This window comes from Ralstonia sp. R-29 (assembly GCF_049913345.1).
Classification (GTDB): domain Bacteria; phylum Pseudomonadota; class Gammaproteobacteria; order Burkholderiales; family Burkholderiaceae; genus Ralstonia.
Genome location: NZ_CP184377.1, coordinates 1,652,722 through 1,672,100, shown reverse-complemented (window position 1 = coordinate 1,672,100; position 19,379 = coordinate 1,652,722). Strand labels below are relative to the sequence as shown.

At 64.2% G+C, this 19,379-nt stretch carries 20 protein-coding genes; 13 read left to right on the top strand and 7 right to left on the bottom strand.

Annotated elements, in window-relative coordinates; all coding sequences use genetic code 11:
* Positions 1 to 23: 23 nt before the first annotated feature.
* Together ACN9M1_RS07840 and ACN9M1_RS07835 are read left to right on the top strand one after the other, a co-directional pair.
* Positions 24 to 1,097 (top strand): porin, encoded by a 1,074-nt coding sequence (locus ACN9M1_RS07840; protein ID WP_426398648.1) that lies wholly within the window; start codon positions 24 to 26, stop codon positions 1,095 to 1,097.
* Between the two features lie 171 nt (positions 1,098 to 1,268).
* A complete protein-coding gene (locus tag ACN9M1_RS07835) occupies positions 1,269 to 2,666 on the top strand; it encodes an L-cystine transporter (protein ID WP_426398647.1) in 1,398 nt (465 codons plus the stop codon).
* A gap of 57 nt (positions 2,667 to 2,723) precedes the next feature.
* Here the strand turns inward: ACN9M1_RS07835 and pcaQ are convergent, their stop codons facing one another.
* Positions 2,724 to 3,668 (bottom strand): pca operon transcription factor PcaQ, encoded by a 945-nt coding sequence (gene pcaQ, locus ACN9M1_RS07830; protein ID WP_426398646.1) that lies wholly within the window; start codon positions 3,666 to 3,668, stop codon positions 2,724 to 2,726.
* 96 nt (positions 3,669 to 3,764) lie between these two features.
* On the opposite strand from pcaQ, the gene pcaH reads away from it, so the two are divergent.
* From pcaH to thpR, 3 genes are all read left to right on the top strand, one after another.
* A complete protein-coding gene (gene pcaH / locus ACN9M1_RS07825; RefSeq protein ID WP_426398645.1) occupies positions 3,765 to 4,514 on the top strand; it encodes a protocatechuate 3,4-dioxygenase subunit beta in 750 nt (249 codons plus the stop codon).
* Positions 4,514 to 5,209: a protocatechuate 3,4-dioxygenase subunit alpha gene (gene pcaG / locus ACN9M1_RS07820; RefSeq protein ID WP_426398644.1), complete on the top strand. Its 696-nt coding sequence runs from the start codon at positions 4,514 to 4,516 to the stop codon at positions 5,207 to 5,209. Before pcaH ends, pcaG begins: the two co-directional genes overlap by 1 nt.
* 157 nt (positions 5,210 to 5,366) lie before the next feature.
* Entirely contained in the window at positions 5,367 to 5,951 is a 585-nt protein-coding gene (gene thpR / locus ACN9M1_RS07815) for an RNA 2',3'-cyclic phosphodiesterase (RefSeq protein WP_426398643.1), read from the top strand.
* Positions 5,952 to 5,969: 18 nt separating this feature from the next.
* On the opposite strand, the gene ACN9M1_RS07810 is transcribed toward thpR, so the two are convergent.
* Both ACN9M1_RS07810 and ACN9M1_RS07805 read right to left on the bottom strand, forming a co-directional pair.
* On the bottom strand, positions 5,970 to 6,674 hold the full coding sequence (locus ACN9M1_RS07810; RefSeq protein WP_426398642.1) for a DsbA family protein: 705 nt from the start codon (positions 6,672 to 6,674) through the stop codon (positions 5,970 to 5,972).
* A gap of 25 nt (positions 6,675 to 6,699) precedes the next feature.
* Positions 6,700 to 7,590: an MBL fold metallo-hydrolase gene (locus tag ACN9M1_RS07805; RefSeq protein WP_426398641.1), complete on the bottom strand. Its 891-nt coding sequence runs from the start codon at positions 7,588 to 7,590 to the stop codon at positions 6,700 to 6,702.
* Positions 7,591 to 7,700: 110 nt separating this feature from the next.
* On the opposite strand from ACN9M1_RS07805, the gene ACN9M1_RS07800 reads away from it, so the two are divergent.
* Together ACN9M1_RS07800 and ACN9M1_RS07795 are read left to right on the top strand one after the other, a co-directional pair.
* Entirely contained in the window at positions 7,701 to 8,603 is a 903-nt protein-coding gene (locus ACN9M1_RS07800) for a LysR family transcriptional regulator (protein ID WP_426398640.1), read from the top strand.
* Positions 8,604 to 8,658: 55 nt separating this feature from the next.
* Positions 8,659 to 9,603, top strand: coding sequence for an endonuclease/exonuclease/phosphatase family protein (locus ACN9M1_RS07795; protein WP_426398639.1), 945 nt, complete (start codon positions 8,659 to 8,661; stop codon positions 9,601 to 9,603).
* 8 nt (positions 9,604 to 9,611) lie between these two features.
* Here the strand turns inward: ACN9M1_RS07795 and ACN9M1_RS07790 are convergent, their stop codons facing one another.
* The 3 genes from ACN9M1_RS07790 to ACN9M1_RS07780 form a co-directional block, all read right to left on the bottom strand.
* Positions 9,612 to 10,811, bottom strand: coding sequence for an MFS transporter (locus ACN9M1_RS07790; RefSeq protein WP_426398638.1), 1,200 nt, complete (start codon positions 10,809 to 10,811; stop codon positions 9,612 to 9,614).
* Positions 10,812 to 10,824: 13 nt separating this feature from the next.
* Positions 10,825 to 11,643, bottom strand: a complete 819-nt coding sequence (locus tag ACN9M1_RS07785; RefSeq protein WP_426398637.1) for an isocitrate lyase/PEP mutase family protein — start codon at positions 11,641 to 11,643, stop codon at positions 10,825 to 10,827.
* Positions 11,644 to 11,757: 114 nt separating this feature from the next.
* On the bottom strand, positions 11,758 to 12,702 hold the full coding sequence (locus ACN9M1_RS07780) for a LysR substrate-binding domain-containing protein (RefSeq protein WP_426398636.1): 945 nt from the start codon (positions 12,700 to 12,702) through the stop codon (positions 11,758 to 11,760).
* Between the two features lie 147 nt (positions 12,703 to 12,849).
* Between ACN9M1_RS07780 and ACN9M1_RS07775 the strand changes: the two genes are divergently transcribed.
* From ACN9M1_RS07775 to ACN9M1_RS07750, 6 genes are all read left to right on the top strand, one after another.
* A complete protein-coding gene (locus ACN9M1_RS07775) occupies positions 12,850 to 14,067 on the top strand; it encodes an MFS transporter (protein ID WP_426398635.1) in 1,218 nt (405 codons plus the stop codon).
* Positions 14,068 to 14,325: 258 nt separating this feature from the next.
* The gene (queE, locus tag ACN9M1_RS07770; protein ID WP_426398634.1) at positions 14,326 to 14,964 is read left to right on the top strand and encodes a 7-carboxy-7-deazaguanine synthase; all 639 of its coding nucleotides are present in this window, start codon (positions 14,326 to 14,328) and stop codon (positions 14,962 to 14,964) included.
* Between the two features lie 74 nt (positions 14,965 to 15,038).
* Complete coding sequence (gene queD, locus ACN9M1_RS07765; RefSeq protein ID WP_009238193.1) at positions 15,039 to 15,515, top strand: 6-carboxytetrahydropterin synthase QueD; 477 nt, start codon at positions 15,039 to 15,041, stop codon at positions 15,513 to 15,515.
* Positions 15,516 to 15,534: 19 nt separating this feature from the next.
* Positions 15,535 to 16,083, top strand: coding sequence for a tRNA adenosine(34) deaminase TadA (gene tadA / locus ACN9M1_RS07760; protein WP_426398633.1), 549 nt, complete (start codon positions 15,535 to 15,537; stop codon positions 16,081 to 16,083).
* Complete coding sequence (ldcA, locus tag ACN9M1_RS07755) at positions 16,080 to 17,006, top strand: muramoyltetrapeptide carboxypeptidase (protein WP_426398632.1); 927 nt, start codon at positions 16,080 to 16,082, stop codon at positions 17,004 to 17,006. Before tadA ends, ldcA begins: the two co-directional genes overlap by 4 nt.
* Before the next feature lie 124 nt (positions 17,007 to 17,130).
* Positions 17,131 to 18,753 carry an ABC-F family ATPase gene (locus ACN9M1_RS07750; protein WP_426398631.1) on the top strand — a complete coding sequence of 541 codons (1,623 nt, stop codon included), beginning with the start codon at positions 17,131 to 17,133 and terminating at the stop codon, positions 18,751 to 18,753.
* A gap of 77 nt (positions 18,754 to 18,830) precedes the next feature.
* Here the strand turns inward: ACN9M1_RS07750 and ACN9M1_RS07745 are convergent, their stop codons facing one another.
* Positions 18,831 to 19,373, bottom strand: a complete 543-nt coding sequence (locus ACN9M1_RS07745; RefSeq protein WP_426398630.1) for a hypothetical protein — start codon at positions 19,371 to 19,373, stop codon at positions 18,831 to 18,833.
* Between the last annotated feature and the right edge of the window lie 6 nt (positions 19,374 to 19,379).

The following is a 19,379-nucleotide window of genomic DNA, read 5'->3' as shown; positions in this document are numbered from 1 at the left end:
GCCCCGGCCGCGGCCGGTACGACATGAGAGAGGAGACGATAGTGAAGCATCGAGCAACCTTGCCGCTCGCAGCGGCCATCCTGTGCACCGCCGCAGCTACGGCGCATGCGCAAACCAACGTCACGCTATACGGCCGCGTTGTCAGCGGCATCGATTACCAGAACAACGTTGCCGCCACCGCCACATCGCCGGGCGGCAGCCTCTGGCGCGCCGCTGACAACCAGTGGGGGACCAGCATGTTCGGGTTCATGGGCAAGGAGGACCTGGGCGGTGGTTTGCAGGCCGTCTTCCGCCTCGAGTCCGGCTTTGGCGCCGCCCAGGGCAAAACCAACGGCGATGCGCTCTTCAACCGCCGTTCGTACGTTGGCCTGTCCAGCCCCACCTGGGGCACGCTGACGGCCGGTAAGAACCTCTTCATCAGCAACGACGTCTGGTTCCTCGACCCGACCGGCCAGCAGTTCATCGGCTCGGCCACGCTGGTGCGCGGGCGCAACTGGCAAGGCGCCAACAACATCGTCGAATACCAGAGCCCCACCTGGGGCGGCTTCCAGTTCGGCCTGCAGACTGGCCTGGGCGAACAGCCGGGCTCCTTCACCAATAGCCGCCGCGATGGCGTATCCGCTGTCTACACCGCCGGCCCGGTGGAAGTGCGCGCGATCTACGACGTAATCCGCGATGCCAACGGCAAATACACCGACATCTTCAATTTCTCGAAGGAAGCCACGGTGGGCGGCACGTTCACCCTCGGCAAGGCCAAGCTGTTTGCGGTGTATGAAAACCTGTCCGCGCCTGACGCCCCGGTGGGTGCACCGACCAAGGCCAACCACTACTGGCTGGGCGTGAACTACGAGCTGACGCCGGCGCTCACGCTCATCGGCGCGGCCTACCGCGTCAACGTGAACCATGGCGGCGGCAACGCCAACCTGTTCATGGCCGGTGCGAACTACAACCTCTCCAAGCGCACGATGCTGTATGCCAGCGTGGGCACGGTGCAGAACAGCGCCAACGCCAACTTCTCGGTGGAGGCGACCAACAACAACCCGGCGCCGGGCAAGAACCAGCTGGGTGCGTACACCGGTATCGTTCATTCGTTCTGAGCAGCATGATGTTCTGATCGCAGGGCTCCTGATTTCCTTGTCTCGCCCGCACTTGTGCGGGTTTTTTTTCGTCAGGACCGCGCAGCGCCATCGGCTTTGGCGCACACATTGCTACAACGCCTCGTGTGTGTCTGCCGTAGGATGCCGCGATCCAAGCGAGCCCCCAGAAACATGAGCTTCCCGTTGATCCTCAACATTGCCGCCTTTGTCGTCCTATTGATGGCGCTGCGCTATTGCGCACATTTGAAGCCGAACTGGAGCCTAGCGAAACGCGTGCTGCTGGGCATGGCGCTCGGCATCGTGTTTGGCCTAGCGTTGCACCTCATCTACGGCGACGACAGCGCCACGCTCAAGCAGTCGACCGCGTGGTTCAGCATCGTCGGCGGCGGCTATATCCAACTGCTGCAGATGATCGTGATGCCGCTGGTGCTGGTGTCGGTGCTGAACTCGGTGGCCAAGCTGAACAACGCCTCGTCGCTGGGCCGGATCAGTCTGCTGACCATCGGCACATTGCTGTTGACGACGCTGGTTGCCGCGCTGGTCGGCGTGTTCGTTACCAACCTGTTTGGCCTGACGGCGCAGGGGCTGGTGCAAGGCGCGCAGGAAACCGCGCGATTGACCGCCATCCAGGACAACTACGTAGGCAAGGTGGCGGAGCTGACGGTGCCGCAGTTGCTGCAGTCTTTCTTGCCGAAGAACCCGTTTGCTGAACTGACCGGCGCCAAGCCGACCTCCATCATCAGCGTGGTGATCTTTGCGGCGTTCCTGGGTGTTGCCGCATTGCACTTGTTCAAAGACGACGCGGCGAAAGGCGAGCGCGTGCTGGTGGCCATCGATACCGCGCAAGCCTGGGTGATGAAGCTTGTGCGACTCGTCATCCGCCTCACGCCCTATGGGGTGCTGGCCCTGATGACCAACGTGGTGGCCTCGTCCAATCTGCAAGACATCATCAAGCTCGGCAGCTTTGTGGTGGCGTCGTATCTCGGCCTGGCGATTATGTTTGGCGTGCACGCCGTGCTGTTGTCGCTGGTGGGCGTGAATCCGCTGCGCTTCTTCCGCAAGGTTTGGCCTGCACTGTCCTTCGCCTTTACGAGCCGCTCCAGCGCCGCGACCATTCCGCTGAGCATCGAGGCACAGACACGGCGCATCGGCGTGCCGGAGTCGATTGCCAGCTTTGCCGCATCGTTTGGCACCACCATTGGCCAGAACGGCTGCGCTGGCCTGTATCCGACCATGTTGGCGGTGATGGTGGCGCCCACGGTCGGCATCAACCCGCTGGACCCCACATGGATCGCCACGCTGGTCGCCATCGTCACGCTCAGCTCGGTGGGCGTAGCCGGCGTGGGCGGCGGCGCCACCTTTGCCGCCTTGATCGTGCTGCCCGCCATGGGGCTTCCGGTGACACTCGTGGCGCTGCTGATCTCCATCGAGCCGTTGATCGACATGGGCCGCACCGCGCTCAACGTGAGCGGCTCGATGACGGCTGGGACGGTGACGAGTCAGATACTGAGGCAGATGGATCGCCGAGTGTTCGATGCCGAAGACGAAGTGGAGTTGGCGCATCGATGATTGCCGATACGGGATGAAAGAATGCCGGCCCTGTGGTCGGCATTTTTCTTGAGCGTTTCAGTCAGGCGCTTGCGCCAGATCCGTCAGTAGTTCCATGAAAGCACTGGCCAGCTCCGTCGGTGCCTGGGCGCTCCGACGCAGCAAGCCGACCGGCTCCTTCGTGCCGGAGGTGGCGATGTCCAGGCGGACAAGCTGGCCGTGCCCCATATCGTCCCGCGCAGCCCGCTCTGGCGTAATCCACACCGCATCAGACCGACAAGCCAGCAAGCGTGCGACCGACACCGACAGCGTTTCCGTCACGCCGGCGGGCAGGCGCAGCCCATGTGTCTGGAACAGCGCATCGGTATGGTGGCGCGGCACCGTACCTGGCGTGGCAATCACCAGCGGGTAATCCAGTACCGCCTGCAATGAAGCCGATGCCCCTGGCTGGGCGAGCAGCGGATGCCCGGGACGCACCACCAGCGCAAGCGGCTCGGCATAGAGCAGCTCGAACGACAGCCCCTGCATGGCATCGGGCTCGGCCATGCGTCCAATAATGAAATCGAGCTCGCCTGCCTTGAGCGCGGAGAGCAGTTCGATATTGGTTCCGGTGCGCAGCCGCACGCCAGCATGTGGGCGTTGCGCATGCAACTGCGCAATCGCCTGCGGCAGCAGGCTGCTCGCCACGGTGGGTAGGGCGCCGACATCGACGACGGGCGCAGACGCATCTCCACGGCCCATCAGTGCGGCCGTGGCCGATTCCAATGCCTGCGTTACGCCAACCGCATGCCGCAGAAACTGCTCACCCGCCGCAGTGAGTCGGGCACCGTGCCGGCCGCGCTCGACCAGCGCGACACCTGCGAGTGCCTCCAGCTCCACCAGCGTTTTTGAGACCGCCGGCTGGCTCAGGTGCAGCCGTTCGGCCGCGCGGCGTAGGTTGCGCTCTTGGGCGATGGCGACAAAGCAGCTCAGATGCCGAAAACGGATGCGCGAGGGCAGGTCGCCGGAAAAATCACTTTCCATAACTTGGAGTTATTGAATTTTCGATCATAAGTCAATTTACTTCACTTTTTTGCGGAGATACAGTCCATCCCACGAGTTCAATAGGAGACGCCCCCCATGACCTTGCCCCTTTCCGGCACCGGCGAATTCGCCCAGCGCGACACCGCGCAGCATCCGCCCGCACTGACCCCCGGCTACAAGACCAGCGTGCTGCGCTCCCCGCGCAAGGCACTCATCTCCACGCTCAACACGCTGTCGGAAACCACCGCACCGGTGTTCACCGCCGATGACCTCGGCCCGCTCGACAACGACCTCATCCTCAACTACGCCAAGGACGGCCTGCCGATCGGCGAGCGCATCATCGTGCATGGCTATGTGCGCGACGAATTCGGCCGCCCGGTGCCGAACGCGCTGGTGGAGGTGTGGCAGGCCAACGCCGGCGGCCGCTATCGCCACAAGAACGACCGTTACCTCGCGCCCATCGACCCGAATTTCGGGGGCTGCGGCCGCATGCTGACGGACGCCAACGGCTACTACGTCTATCGCACCGTCAGGCCGGGCGCATACCCCTGGCGCAATAGCGTCAACGACTGGCGCCCGGCGCATATCCATTACTCGCTGTCGGGCGACGGCTGGGCGCAGCGTCTGATCACGCAGATGTACTTCGAGGGCGACCCGATGATCGCGCAGTGCCCGATCATCAAAACCATCCCCAGCGAAGAGCAGGTGCGCGGCTTGATTGCGCTGCTTGATACGGCCAACCACGTGCCGCTCGATTCGCGCTGCTACCGTTTTGACATCACGCTGCGCGGCCGTCGTGCCACGCATTTCGAGAACACTGTCCCCGGTCTGCAAGGAGCCAAGTGATGACGACGACCACGCTTCAAGCATCGCTGGAACGCGCCCAGGCAGCGGCTGCCACCACCACGCCGCCGTTTGCCCACTTCAACGAAACAGCCTCGCAGACCGGCGGCCCGTACGTGCACATCGGCCTAGCGCCGCGCCAGGCCGGTTTCGACATCTATGAAAAAGAGTTCGGCAATGTGCTGACCACCCCGGACACGCGCGGCGAGCGTATCGCGCTGGAAGGGCGTGTCTACGATGGCTCCGGCTCGCTGCTGCGCGATGTGCTGATTGAGATCTGGCAAGCCAATGCGGATGGCAAGTACGCGCATCCGGCGGATCGGCAAGACAAGCCGGTCGACCCTGCATTCCGTGGCTGGGGCCGTGCCGGCGCCGATTTCGACACGGGCGTCTACCGCTTCGAAACCATCAAGCCAGGCGCCGTGGCAGGGCGCGGAAACGCCGTGCAGGCACCGCATATCTGCATGGTGTTGTTTGCGCGCGGCATCAACCTAGGGCTGCACACGCGCGTGTACTTCAGTGATGAAGTGGCCGCCAATGGCGTCGACCCCGTGCTCAACGGCATCGAGTGGGAAGTCCGTCGCAAGACGCTAATTGCCCAGCGCAGCGAGCGTAATGGCGAGGTGGTCTACACCTTCGACGTGCGCCTGCAAGACACGCCCGATGGCGGCGCAGAGACGGTGTTCTTCGACATCTGACAGCAACGTCACATCGGAAAAATGCTACGCCCGGCGGAGCCATCTGCCGGGCGTTGTTTTTTCGCGTGTGCGGCAAGACCGCAGCAAGACCGGAGCAAAACGGTCATGCGGGCGTCGATAATGAGCGGATTCCCCACTCGCCGCCTGCCGCCTTCCCGTGACCCAACTCACGCTTCCCGGATTCGAAGCCACCCCGCAGTTGCCCGCGCATCGCCTGTTTTTGGCCGTGAAGCCCGATGCCGAGACCGCGCGACACATCGCTCGCCTGATCGAGCAACTGCGGCCCGTGGTGGGTTTCAAGGGCAAGGCGCTGCGTGCAGAACGTTTGCACGTCACGCTCCATCACGTTGGGGATTTCGTTCAACCGCCGCCCGACGACGTGGTGGCAAGGGTGCGTGCCGCCGCCGACACGCTTGCGCTGCCTGCGTTCGACGCCACGTTCAACCAGGTGGTGAGCTTTCATGGCCGGCGCGATCACCGGCCCTTCGTGCTGCTCGGCAGCGATGGCGTGACCGGACTGATGGCGTTTCAGTCGGCCCTGGGCGACGCGCTGTTGCGGGCCGGCGTGCCCGTGCCGCATGGCCACTTCAAACCGCATATCACGCTGCTGTATGACCGTGGCGGTTTTGCGCCCAAACCCGTTGAGCCCATCACGTGGACGGTGCGGGAATTCGTCTTGATCCATAGCTGGCTGGGCAAGACCCGCTATGACGAACTCGGCCGCTGGACGCTCAAGGGCTGAGGCGCGGGCTCTCTAAGTCTATGCGCAGCCATCCGGCCCGCAGACGGGGCCGTCGGCTTCATCTACCGCATCTACCGAAACCGGCGCGCCGACATGTTCCGCGAGCGCTTGCGCCCATCGCTCCGGGCGGCCCAGCCACGGGCCGATGTCGATCATGCCGATGCGGCCATCTGCATCTTCCAGCGCAAACGTCGGGAAGCCCTGGCCACCCACGCGGTCCAGCCATTGCCGGCTTGCCGCAATGTGCTGCTGCGTGAGCGCACCGGCTTGCCGCGCGTATTCCGCATCGAAGGCTTCGGGCGACAGGCCAATCTCGGCCGCCAATTCACGCAGCACAGGCACATCGGCAATGCGTCGGCCTTCTTGGTAGTGCGCACGCTGGATGCGGTGGGTCATGTCCAGCCCGCGCCCGCCCAGTGCCTCCGCAGCCAGCGCAGCGGTAATGGGCGGCTCCGAATCCATCACGGCCGTCGTATCGCGCAGCAGGCCTTCAAAGTAGGGCTCGCCGAAGGGCTGGCCGGTGAGGCTGGCGATGCGGTGGTCGTGCGGCATGACGTAGTCGCGCCACTGCGGCGTCACCGCACGGCGGTTCGCGCCGGCCAGCATGCCGCCGGCATGGAAGGCGATTTCCAGGTCCGGTACTTTGCGGGCGGCCTCCACCAGCGGCGCAGCGCCGTAGCACCAGCCGCACAGTGGGTCGAAGATGTAATGCAGCGTCGTCATGCGTTTGTCCTCGTGTCTGCCTGTGTTATTGCGGCCACTTCATTTCGCCCTTGATCACCTTGGCGCTCAGCTCCAGCGAGGCATCGCCGCCCAGCGTCGGGTAGGCGGTCTTCATGGCCTTGACCAGCTCTGCGGAGTTGTTGGCCTTGGCAGCTTGCAGCTCGAAGGTTTTCAGGTAATCGGCCGTGAAGCGTACTGCGTCCAGCCCTTTGGGCATCGCACCGGAGAAGTGGCCGGGCACTACCGTTGCAGGCTTGAGCGCGGCGATGTTGTCCAGCGTCTGCAGCCAGCCCAGGCGCGATTCGCGCGTTTGCGTGTCCGCCACCCAGACATGATCGCCGTTGAAGACGACCACGCCGCCGGCTACGGTCTTCAGCGACGGGATCCACAGATACGTGCGTGCCGCGTCGGGCGTGTAGGGGCCGTTCAACCCCTTGATCTCGATCGTACGGCCCTCCAGCGTCAGGTGGTCGGCCTGCAGCACCTCGGGCAGCACGAGTGCCTTGGGCGCGTTGTCCTTCAGGATCGGGCCCCAGTAGGCCAGCTTGCCTTGCATCGACGCGCGAATGGCGGCCACCGTTTGCGGTGTCGCCACGATCTTCGCTTGCGGAAAAGCAACGTGGATGACGTCGAGCCCGAAGTAGTAATCCGGGTCGCTATGGCTGATGTAGACCGTGGTCAGCGTCTTGCCGCTGGCCTTGAGCTTTTGCACCAGCGCTTGCGCGTCGCTGCGCTGGAATTGCGCGTCGATCAGGATCGCCTCGTGCGCGCCGGTGACGATTTCCGACGACACCGGGAAGATGCCCTTGTCGCCCGGGTTATAGACCTCCAGGTGCAGCGGCGCAGGCGCGGCGGCATGTGCCACAAGACCAGCGCTGACAAGGCTGGCGGCGAGCAGGGTGCGGATCAAGGACATTCGGGTTCTCCAGTCGGGTGAGGTGATTTGGAATGTCATCACTGTAGGTTGCTTGATTCGGCCGAAAAACCCCATAAGATGCGCATATTTGTTTCATCAATCGATCAAATATGGATCGCATCAAAGCGGCGGAAGTGTTTGTGGCGATTGTCGAGCGCGGCAGCCTGAGCGCCGCCGCAGAAGGGCTCGACATGTCGCGTGCGATGGTCACGCGCTACCTTGCCGAGATGGAGGATTGGTCCGGCGCGCGCTTGCTGCACCGGACCACACGCCGCATCGGCCTGACCGCGGCCGGCGAGGCCACGCTCACGCGCTGCCGCCAGATGCTGGAAATCGCCACGCAGATGGCCGTGGCCGACGGCGCTGAAGCCGATATGCCGCGTGGTCTGCTGCGCATTGCGTGTGCGCAGTCGCTTGCGCAGCAAGTGCTGGGCGCAGCAGTGACGGCGTATCTGCGGCGGTATCCGCACACGGCCATCGATCTCGTCGTCGATAGCCGCGCCGTCAATCTCGTGGAAGAGCGCATCGACCTGGCGGTGCGCATTACCAATGATCTCGACCCCAACCTGATTGCGCGGCCGCTGGGCACGTGTGAATCCGTTGTGGTGGCGGCGCCGTCGTACCTCGCCGCGCATGGCACGCCGCGCCGGCTGGAAGACCTGGCCGTGCACAACTGCCTGACGTACTCGTACTTCGGCAAGAGCCTGTGGAAGTTCACGGATGCAAAGTCCGGTGCGCCGGCCGATGTGCCGGTGGGCGGCAACTTGAGCGGGAATGAATCCATGGCGTTGCTGGCGGCCGTCAAGGAGGGTGCCGGCATTGCGCTGCAGCCCGTGTTTGCCGCCGCGCCACTCATCGCCAGCGGTCAGATCGTGCGTCTGCTGCCGGACTATGTGCCGCAGGTGCTGGGTATCCATGGCGTCTACAGCTCGCGCAGGCAGATGCCGGCGGCGTTACGCGCAATGCTGGATTTCCTCGTGGATTGGTTCCGCACACATCAGGGCGTCGTCTGATATGACAATCCGCGCGCGGTGACTAGAGTGGCGGGCTTTCAAACAGAGCGCCCCCATGAACTACGAAGGCATCACTCCCGAGATTGCGCGCGGTCTACTCGTGCTGCGTGAGCGTATTGCGCAGGCGAAAATCCCGTCCTCCAAGCTGGACGAAACGCTGAACATCGCCACATGGAACGTGCGCGAATTTGGCAAGACGCCGCGCACCAAGACCGCGTTGTATTACATCGCCGAGATCCTGCGGCAGTTCGACTTGATCGGCGTGCAGGAGGTGCGCGACAACCTGGGCGACCTCAAGCGTGTGCTCGGCATGCTTGGGCCGGACTGGCATGCGGTGTATTCCGATGCTATCCCCGATGCCGGCGGCAACCGTGAGCGCATGGCATTCGTCTACGACCGCCGCGCGGTCACTTTCAACGGTCTGGCTGCCGAGGCGCAACCGCCGCGCATCAAGCGCGGGGCGGAATATCTGTCGGACATCTCGTGGTGGCGCAGCCCGTATCTCGCGTCGTTCCACTCGGGCAATTTCGATTTTGTCTGCATGGCCGCGCATATCCGCTGGGGCAGCAGTGAGCGCGAGCGCCTGCCCGAAGTCGAAGCGCTGGCGCAGTGGGTGTACGACAAATCGCAAGAGAAAGATGCCGACGGCAAGGACCTCATCGTCATGGGCGATTTCAACATCCCCAGCGAGAAGAGCCCGCTCTTCAAGGCATTGACCGCCAAGGGCCTGCGCGTGCCCGACAAGCTGTTGCGCAGCACCTTCGGCAGCAATCTGGAGAAGAACAAGCGCTACGACCAGATCCTCCACCTGCCGGAATACCCCGAGAGCTTCATCAATGCAGGCGGGGTGCTGGATTTCTACCAGGGCGATCACACGCCGCTGTTCCCGCGCCTGACCAAACAGGCGATGACGTATCAGCTGTCAGATCATCTGCCGCTGTGGGTGCAGATCAACACCAACACGGAAGCGCACCTGCTGCGTGAAATTGCCGGCGAGTAGAGCGGGCGTCAGTGCTTGGGCGCAACGCTTTGCCGCATGGCCAGCAAGCCCAACGCCAGCACGCAGAACACCGCGCCGGCATGAAACGTGGCAGCCGCGCCCAGCCTGTCCCATAGCAGCCCCGCCAGGCCACTGGCAATCAACATGGCCAAGCCACTGACGAGATTGAACATGCCGTAGGCGGTGCCGCGCAGGTCGGCCGGGGCGGTGTCGGCGACCATGGTGGCCAGCAGCCCCTGCGTAATACCCATGTGGATGCCCCACAGTGCCACGCCGGCAATGACCACGCCCCAATGACCGGAAAGGCCGAGCACCACATCCGCAGCAATCAGCACGACCAAGCCGAGCGCCAGCAGCGCGTGGTGGCTCATGCGATCCGATAGCTTGCCGAATGGATACGCGGCCAGCGCGTAGACCACGTTCATCGCCACCATCACCAGCGGCACCAGCGCCACGGGGATGCCGCCCTGTTGCGCGCGCAGCACCAGAAAGGCCTCCGAGAAGCGGGCCAATGTGAAGACCGCACCGATCATCACCACCCACCAGTACGCGGGGTTGAGCCGCTTCAGGTTGTCGCGGCGGATGGGGTTGGTGCGATGCGTGGTGACGTGGCCGTGGGGCTCGCGCAGGCCAAACAGCAGCAACGCCACTGACAGCAGCCCCGGCACCATCGCCACCCAGAACACGGCGCGGAAATCATTGGCCCACAGCAGCATCAACCCGACGGCCAGCAGCGGCCCCACGAACGCGCCCACGGTATCCAGCGATTGCCGCAGCCCGAACGCCGCGCCACGCAATTCCGGTGGCGTGATGTCGGCGACCAGCGCATCGCGCGGGGCACCGCGGATGCCTTTGCCGGTGCGGTCCAACAGCCGCGCCGTCAGCACGATGCCTGCCGTGGGGGCGAGCGCAAAGAGCGGCTTGGAGAATGCGCCGAGTGCGTACCCAACCACCGCCAGCCCCTTACGCCGGCCGAGGTAGTCGCTCAGCACACCCGAGAAGATCTTGACGATCAGCGCAGTCGATTCAGCCAGGCCTTCGATCAGGCCAACCGTCAGCGCGCTCGCACCCAGCGTCGACACCATGAACATCGGCAGCAGGCTGTGGATCATCTCGGACGAAATATCCATCAGCAGGCTGACGAAGCCCAGCACCCAGACGCCGGCAGGGATCTGGCGCAGAACGCCCGGGCGTGTGGCGGCGGTCATCGCTGGGCGGCGATCAAGCGAACAGCGCGTTGAGCTTGGCGCCGCTGGCTGCATCCCGCGCAAAGTTGAAGGTGCCCGTGGTCCACAGTTCTTCCGCGGCACGCTGGAATGCACCCATGGCGGCGCGCGCCAGGGCGGCGCCCACGCTGATGCGTTTGACGCCGAGTTCGGTCAGCTCGGCCACGCTCAGGTTGCCGTCGGCAAAGCTCATCACCACGTTGAGTGGGCGGTCGATTTCGCGCAGCACGGTGGCGATCTCTTCGCGCGTCTTCAGGCCCGGTGCGTAGAGCACATCTGCACCCGCGTCCTGGAAGGCCTGCAGGCGGCGGATGGTGTCGGCCAGGTCGTTGCGGCCGTGCAGATAGTTTTCAGCACGGGCCGTGAGCGTGAACGGAAACGGTAGCGAACGCGCGGCTTCCACTGCTGCGCGTATGCGTTCGACGGAAGCTTCCAGCGAATGGATGGGCGCATCGGGGTTGCCTGTGGCGTCTTCGATCGAGCCACCGACGATGCCCGTGGCGCCTGCGAGTCGGATGGTCTCGGCGACGGTTTCGGGGGCGTCGCCAAAGCCGTCCTCCAGGTCCGCGGCCATGGGCAGATCAGTGGAGGCGGCGAGATCGGCCACGTGCGCGAGGATGACATCGCGGCCCATGCCGTAATCGGGCCGCCCGCGCGAGAAGGCGAAGCCGGCGCTCGTGCTCGTCAGCGCCTCAAAGCCGAGCGCCGCCAGCAGCCGGGCCGAGCCCGGGTCCCACGGGTTGGGGATGACAAAGGTGCCACTGCGTTCGTGCAGGTTGCGGAAGGTGTGCGCTTTTTCGATCTGAGTCGGCATGGGCGATCCGGTGTGGAGTGAGTGAGAGGGGGACTGCAAGGCTGCGACGAAAAAAGGGGGAGCGCCGAAGTCCGCCGCATTACACGTGGACTGCCGCGCACGTTCAAACGCCTTTCAGGCAAGCTCGGATGCGCAAGGTGCATGCGAGGCCTGGGTTGCTGCTTCCGAGCGGATCCACGCAGCCACATCACGCACATCGCGACGTGGGGCGGCCTCGGATTGGATAAGCCAGTACGCATGCGTGTTGTGCACGCCTGGAGCCGTTGTCGGAACGGTCACCAGGCGGCCGTCAGCCAGTAGCGGCGTAATCAGTTCCAGGCGCCCAAGCGCAATACCTTGGCCCGCCACTGCGGCATGGATGATCTGGTCGTGCTGGTTGAAGCGCAGCACGGTGCGCGGTTTGGCGTGGCTCCAGCCAGCGGCGGCCAGCCAGTCCGTCCATTGCAGCCACGGGCGGCGCAGGTCGCGGTCGTCAAAATCAAGCAAGGTCAGCCCGTTCAGGGCGTCGGCCGAGTCCAGCGAACGCACGCCCAGCGACGGATGTGCGACCGGCGCCACCGTCTCGCCAAACAGCCGGATCGCGCCCGGCGGCGCGTCCCCAGGCGGGCAGTAACGGATGGCCAGTTCGATGCCTTCGTTCTTCAGATCGACGAGGCGGTTGTTGGTGGCGACGCGCACGTCGATGTCCGGGTACTGCTGTTGAAACCGTGCCAGGCGCGGCAGCAGCCACAACCCCGTCACGCCGATGCTCGCGGTGATCGTCACCGGCCGGCGCTCCGCAGCCACGCGGATGGCGCCAATGGCGTCCTGCAACTGCTGCACGGCACTGTCGGCGCTGCGGAACAGGCGTTCGCCCTCGGGCGTGAAGGCAATCGAGCGATGCCCGCGCACCAGCAGCTTGACGCCCAGCGCTTCCTCCAGCGCAGACACCTGCCGGCTCACCGCCGATTGCGTCAGGCACAAGTCGTCGGCAGCCAGCGTGATACTCATGCGCCGGCCCACCGCCACAAAACCGCGCAGCAAGTCCAGCGAGGCCAACCGAACCAGGGGAGTCGACATGCGTTTTCCTCATGCAAAAGGTTCTCAAAGATCAATTGAGCACCTGAATCTGGCGAAGTTTAATAAGCCATCTGGCGATATTCCAGTCCATTGTGCATTTGGCACGCTTGCGAAGATGGAATGTCAGTCGCAACGAGGAATCCTTTCATGCACGCGAAATCCCACACGCAATCTGTCTGGCTGCCCGTATTGGCGGGCGGGGCGGTGATCGGTCTGGCGCTCGGCATCCGCCACGTACAGGGCCTGTTCCTGGTGCCGATCACCATGGGCCACGGCTGGACGCGCGAGACGTTTGGTTTCGCCATCGCGCTGCAGAACCTGATCTGGGGTGCGATGCAGCCGTTTGCCGGCATGTTGGCGGATCGGTTTGGCGCGGCGAAGGTGGTGGTCGCCGGCATCGCCGTCTATGCGCTGGGCTTGCTGCTGATGGCGCATGCCGGTACGCCGCTGGGCTTTACGTTGTCGGCGGGATTGCTGGTCGGTATGGGGTTGTCAGGCACGTCATTCGGCGTGGTGTATGGCGCCATCAGCCGGCTTACACCGCCCGAGCGCCGCAGTTGGGCGCTGGGTGTGGCCGGTGCGGTGGGTGGTGTCGGCCAGTTTGTGATGGTGCCGACGGCACAGGGCCTGCTGAGTACCGTCGGGTGGGTGACAGCATTGGTGGTCATGGCGGTGGTGATGGCCGTGTTTTTGCCACTGGCGGTGCCGCTGCGCGAGCGCACGTCGGCAACCGTGGCCAAGGAGGCGCACCAGAGCATGGGCGCCGCTATCCGCGAAGCCTTTGCGCATCGGGGCTTCTGGCTGCTGAATCTCGGTTTTCTGACATGCGGGTTCCAGCTCGCCTTCATTGGCGCGCATATGCCGGCGTATCTGCTCGACAAGGGGTTGACCGGTCGGCATGGCATGGTGGCGCTGGCACTGATCGCCGCCGCCAATATCGTCGGCACGTATTACTGCGGCGCGCTGGGCGGGCTGTTCCGGCGCAAGTATCTGCTGTCGTTGCTGTACCTGATCCGCACGGCGGCGATTGCGCTGTTCATCCTGCTGCCGCTGTCGCCCGTCACGCTCTATGGCTTCGCCATCGTGATGGGGCTGCTGTGGCTGGGCACGGTGCCGCTCACTAATGGGCTGCTGTCGCAGGTGTTTGGGGTGCGGTATATCGGTACGCTGTTCGGCTTTGTATTCCTGGGGCACCAGATCGGCGCGTTCCTGGGGGTCTGGCTGGGCGGCGTGGTGTATGACCGGCTCCATTCATACGACGCCATCTGGTTTGGCGCGATGGCGCTGGGCGTGGTCGCGGCGCTGCTCCACTGGCCGATCGACGATCGCCAACTGGCACGCGCGCCGATGGCCCAACCGGCATGAGCACGCGACTTGGCCGCTGGACGGCATGGGCTCTGGCGGCAGCCGGTGCTGCGTGGGTCTTCACAGCGTGGCTGACCCCGGAAGGCGCGTTTTCGTTTGTGACGTGGGCGTCCTTCTGCGGGTAGGGCGGCATAACGGGCAACGTAAGAGCCCGATCTGTGAAACAATACCGGGTTATTCACTAGTGGGTACTGGTACGGTTTGCGCGGGAATGACGTCGCTTTTTCGGCGATCTCCTGTGAATGCCACCGTTCAGACATGACTTACGCCGTCAAGGAAATCTTCTACACGCTGCAAGGCGAGGGTGCCAACACTGGCCGCGCAGCCGTCTTCTGCCGCTTCGCCGGCTGCAACCTCTGGAGCGGGCGCGAAGCCGATCGCGCCACCGCCGTCTGCCAGTTCTGTGACACCGACTTCGTCGGCACGGACGGCACGCAAGGCGGCAAATACACCACCGCAGAGGCTTTGGCCGACACCGTCGCCGCTGAATGGCCGGCTGATGCCACGGGCGGCAAACCCCTCGTCATCTGCACCGGCGGCGAGCCGCTGCTGCAACTCGACACCCCCCTGATCGACGCGCTGCACGCACGCGGCTTCGAGATCGCCATCGAGACCAACGGCACCATCGCCGTCCCGCCCGGCATCGACTGGGTGTGCGTGAGCCCGAAGATGGGCTCGGAGCTGGTCGTCACGCGTGGGGATGAACTGAAGGTCGTGATCCCGCAAGACGGGCAAGACCTCGACGCATACGAACGGCTGGATTTCCAGCATTTCTTCCTGCAGGCCATGGATGGCCCGCTGGCGCGGCAGAATACGGCGGCAGCCGTTGAACTGTGCCAGCGTCGGCCACGCTGGCGCCTGTCGCTGCAAACCCATAAGATGCTGGGCATCCGCTAAGGCGGGCCGCAGCATCTTCTCCAGTCGTTCCAGCCGTTTTGCGGCGTCCGCTGCCGCCCAGTCCTTTGCGCTCCATGACCAAGACCGTTTCCATCACGCGCCGGCTCGAATTCGATGCCGGCCACCGCATCCCGGGCCACGCCGGCCAGTGCCGCAACCTGCACGGCCATCGCTACCAGCTCGAACTCACGCTCACCGGCGAAGTCCTGCACAACGACAAGGCTGCCGACGACGGCATGATCCTTGACTTCGGTGACGTCAAGCAGCTCGCCAACAAGCACCTCGTCGACCTGTGGGACCACGCGTTCCTGGTCTATCGCGGCGACACCAAGTTGGTCGAGTTCCTGAACGACATGGAAGGCGGTCACAAGACTGTCGTGCTGAACGACGTGCCCACCGTCGAAAACCTCGCGCAGGTCGCCTTCGATATTCTGGAGCCGGTGTTCCGCAACACGTTCGGGCACCATCTGCGCCTGTCCAAGTTGGTGCTGTACGAAACCCCGAACTGCTGGGCCGACGTGAAGCTCGCGCGCCCGCACGAGCAGGATTGATCGGATCGCCTCGAACCGCATGACCACGCCCCACGTCCTCACGCCGCCCGCCGGCATGTCCGCCCACGAGCGCGACGGCTACTGGATGCAGCAGGCGCTGGTGCAGGCCAAGGTCGCGTGGGGGCAGGGCGAGGTACCGGTGGGCGCCGTAGTCGTGCGCGGCAACGAGATCGTCGGCGTCGGCTACAACGCGCCGATCGGCACACACGACCCCTCCGCTCACGCCGAAATGCGTGCCCTGCGCCAAGCTGCCGAAAAGCTCGGCAACTACCGCTTGCCCGACTGCGAAGTTTTCGTGACGCTGGAGCCGTGCGTGATGTGCGCCGGCGCCATGCTGCATGCCCGCGTGGCACGCGTCGTCTACGGCGCGCCCGACCCCAAGACCGGCGCTGCCGGCAGCATCCTCGACCTGTTTGCCGAGACGCGGCTGAACCATCAGACCGCCATCACCGGCAGCGTGCTCGCCCAGGAGTGCGGCGACATGCTGCGCGCCTTCTTTGCCGAGCGCCGCGCCAGCCAGAAGGCCGCGCGGCTTGCAACGACCGAAATCGACAAACCTACCGCATGACTACCGTCCGCCTGATTGCGCCTTCTGGTTATCCGAATGATCCCGCCATCGCCGAGCGCGGCGTGGCGTTCCTTGAGGCGCAGGGCTGCACGATCGTCAACCAGGTGTGCCTGGGGCGTCAGCATCAACGCTTCGCCGGTGGCGAACTGGCGCGACTGGCGGATCTGCACCAGATCGGCACCGGCAGCGGCCAGGAGATCGCCATGGCCATCCGCGGAGGTTACGGCCTCACGCGCCTGCTGGACCACATCGATTTCATCGGCATCGGTCGCCGCGCGCAGGCTACCGGCGCCATCATCGTTGGCCACAGCGATTTCACGGCGTTCTCGCTGGCGTATCTGGCAGCCACGGGCGGCGTGACTTTTGCAGGGCCGCACGTCTGTTCGGATTTCGGGCTGGAGATGGTCGACCCGTTCATGGTCGAACACTTCTGGGGCATCCTCCGCAGCCCGACGTATGCGTTGCGTGTGGATCTGCCGCAACCCAAGCACTGTGCGCACCCGGGTCGCTACGCCGGCACATTGTGGGGCGGCAACCTAGCCATGCTGTGCAGCCTGATCGGCACGCCGTATCTGCCAGAAATCCGTGACGGCATCCTGTTTGTTGAGGACATCAACGAGCACCCGTACCGCGTGGAGCGCATGCTGCTCCAGTTGCAGCAGGCCGGCGTGCTGGAAGCCCAGCAGGCGCTTGTACTGGGCGATTTTTCGGGCTACCGCACCACGCCGTACGACGCTGGCTACGACTTCGACGCTATGCGTGACTATCTGGCCGAGCGTTTGTCGATTCCGGTCCTCACTGGCCTGCCGTTCGGCCATTGCCCGACCAAGGCGACGCTGCCGATTGGCGCACAGGCCGAGCTTGAGGTTGATGCCACGGGCTTTACGCTGCACTTATCGGGGTATCCGACACTGAAGGCTTAAGCCTCCAAGCCATCCGGGTCACGCTCGGATGGTAAAATCCCGGGTTCTCCAAATGGCGTCCATCGCAAGCGTTCACCAAGTGCTTGCGGCGCCAGATCACCGCTTTTCAAATCAAGGTTTCCACGTGCTTTCCACCGCCAACATCACCATGCAGTTCGGGCCCAAGCCCTTGTTCGAGAACATCTCGGTCAAGTTTGGCGAGGGCAATCGCTATGGCCTGATCGGCGCCAACGGCTGCGGCAAGTCGACCTTCATGAAGATCCTGGGCGGCGATCTGGAGCCGAGCGCTGGCAACGTGATGCTGGAACCGGGCGTGCGCCTGGGCAAGCTGCGTCAGGACCAGTTCGCCTATGAAGACATGCGCGTGCTGGACGTGGTGATGATGGGCCACACCGAAATGTGGGCCGCCGCGCAGGAGCGCGACGCCATCTACGCCAATCCGGAAGCCACCGACGACGACTACATGAAGGCCGCCGACTTGGAGGCCAAGTACGCTGAATACGACGGCTACACCGCCGAAGCGCGTGCCGGTGAGCTGCTGCTGGGCGTCGGCATCCCGACCGACCAGCACAACGGCACGATGAGCAACGTCGCCCCCGGCTGGAAGCTGCGCGTGCTGCTGGCGCAAGCGCTGTTCTCCAACCCCGACGTGCTGCTGCTGGACGAACCGACCAACAACCTCGACATCAACACGATCCGCTGGCTGGAATCGGTGCTCAACGAGCGCAATTCCACCATGGTGATCATCTCCCACGATCGCCACTTCCTGAACCAGGTCTGCACGCACATGGCGGACATGGACTACGGCACGCTCAAGGTCTACCCGGGCAACTACGACGACTACATGGAAGCCTCCATGCAGGCGCGCGAACGCCTGCAGGCCGCCAACGCGCGCGCCAAGGAGCGTATCTCTGACCTGCAGGACTTCGTGCGCCGCTTCTCGGCCAACAAGTCCAAGGCACGTCAGGCCACGTCGCGTTTGAAGATGATCGACAAGATCAAGGTGGAAGACATCAAGCCGTCGTCACGCCAGAACCCGTTCATCCGTTTCGAGTTCGAGAAGAAGCTGCACAACCTGGCGGTGGAAACCGAGAACGCGCGCAAGACGTACGACCGCAAGATTTTCGACAATCTGACGATGGCCGTGCGGGCCGGCGAGAAGATCGCCATCATCGGCGAGAACGGCGCCGGCAAGACCACGCTGCTGCGTTGCCTGCTCAACGGTGCGGTGAAGAACGGCGTGCAGCGCGGCATCGAGATCGACGGTGGCACGGTCAAGTGGGCCGAGCATGCGAACGTCGGCTACATGCCGCAGGACACCTACGAAGAATTCCCCGAAGACCGCGACCTGATGGACTGGATGAGCCAGTGGACACAGGCCGGCGACGACGACCAATCGCTGCGCGGCACGATGGGTCGCCTGCTGTTCTCGGCCGACGACATCAAGAAGAACGTCAAGGTGCTCTCGGGTGGCGAGAAGGGCCGCATGATCTGGGGCAAGCTGATGCTGGGCCGCCACAACGTGCTGGCGCTGGACGAGCCGACCAACCACATGGACATGGAGTCGATCGAGTCGCTGCAGATCGCGCTGGACAAGTTCGAAGGCACGCTGATCTTTGTGTCGCACGACCGCGAGTTCGTGAGCGGCCTGGCCACGCGCATCATCGAAGTGCGCCCGGACGGCACGCTCACCGACTACCTCGGCACGTACGACGAGTACCTGCAGAGCCAGGGCGTGGAAGTCTGATCGTCGAGCGTTCTCCGTTCGACAAAAAGAAAGGCGGCCGGTGTGCCGCCTTTTTTGTTGTCCGCGTGCTGGGCTGGTTAGCTCGTCGCCTCGTCAATCAATAGATCGAGCTGGGCGATCACGTTGCTGGTATCGGGTTCGCCGCGTGTCTTCGTCAGGGCAGCCTTGAGTGTCTCGCGCAGGGCAACGAGTTCCTCAACGTTGCCGGCTTTTTCGACCTTCATCTCCAGCAGGTAGCCGCGCAGACCCAGGTAGCGGCTGATGGTCTCGGTGTAGAAGCGGTACAGCCGCTGGTAGCCGTCGACACCTGGCTCGGCCGTGGTAGTGGGGATAGGCGCCGCCTTGGCCGCAGCGGCTGCCGCTGGTGCGGGGGTGGCCGGAACACTCTTGTCCGGCACAGCGGTGCCGGACACATGCGCGCGGATGTATCCGCCTTGCTCCAGCTCGTCGAACACCGCCTGCGTCATGCCCAGAGGCTGGAGTTGGAGAAGGATGTCGTCGCAGGTTTTCTCACCGTTGACCATCAGAAGCACGGCGCGGTGACGTTGGTCGAGGTGGTTCGCGCGTGTGCGGATCTCGTCCTGCCCCTTGTCGGTCTTCTGGTAGATGGTGGTGGTCATGCGATG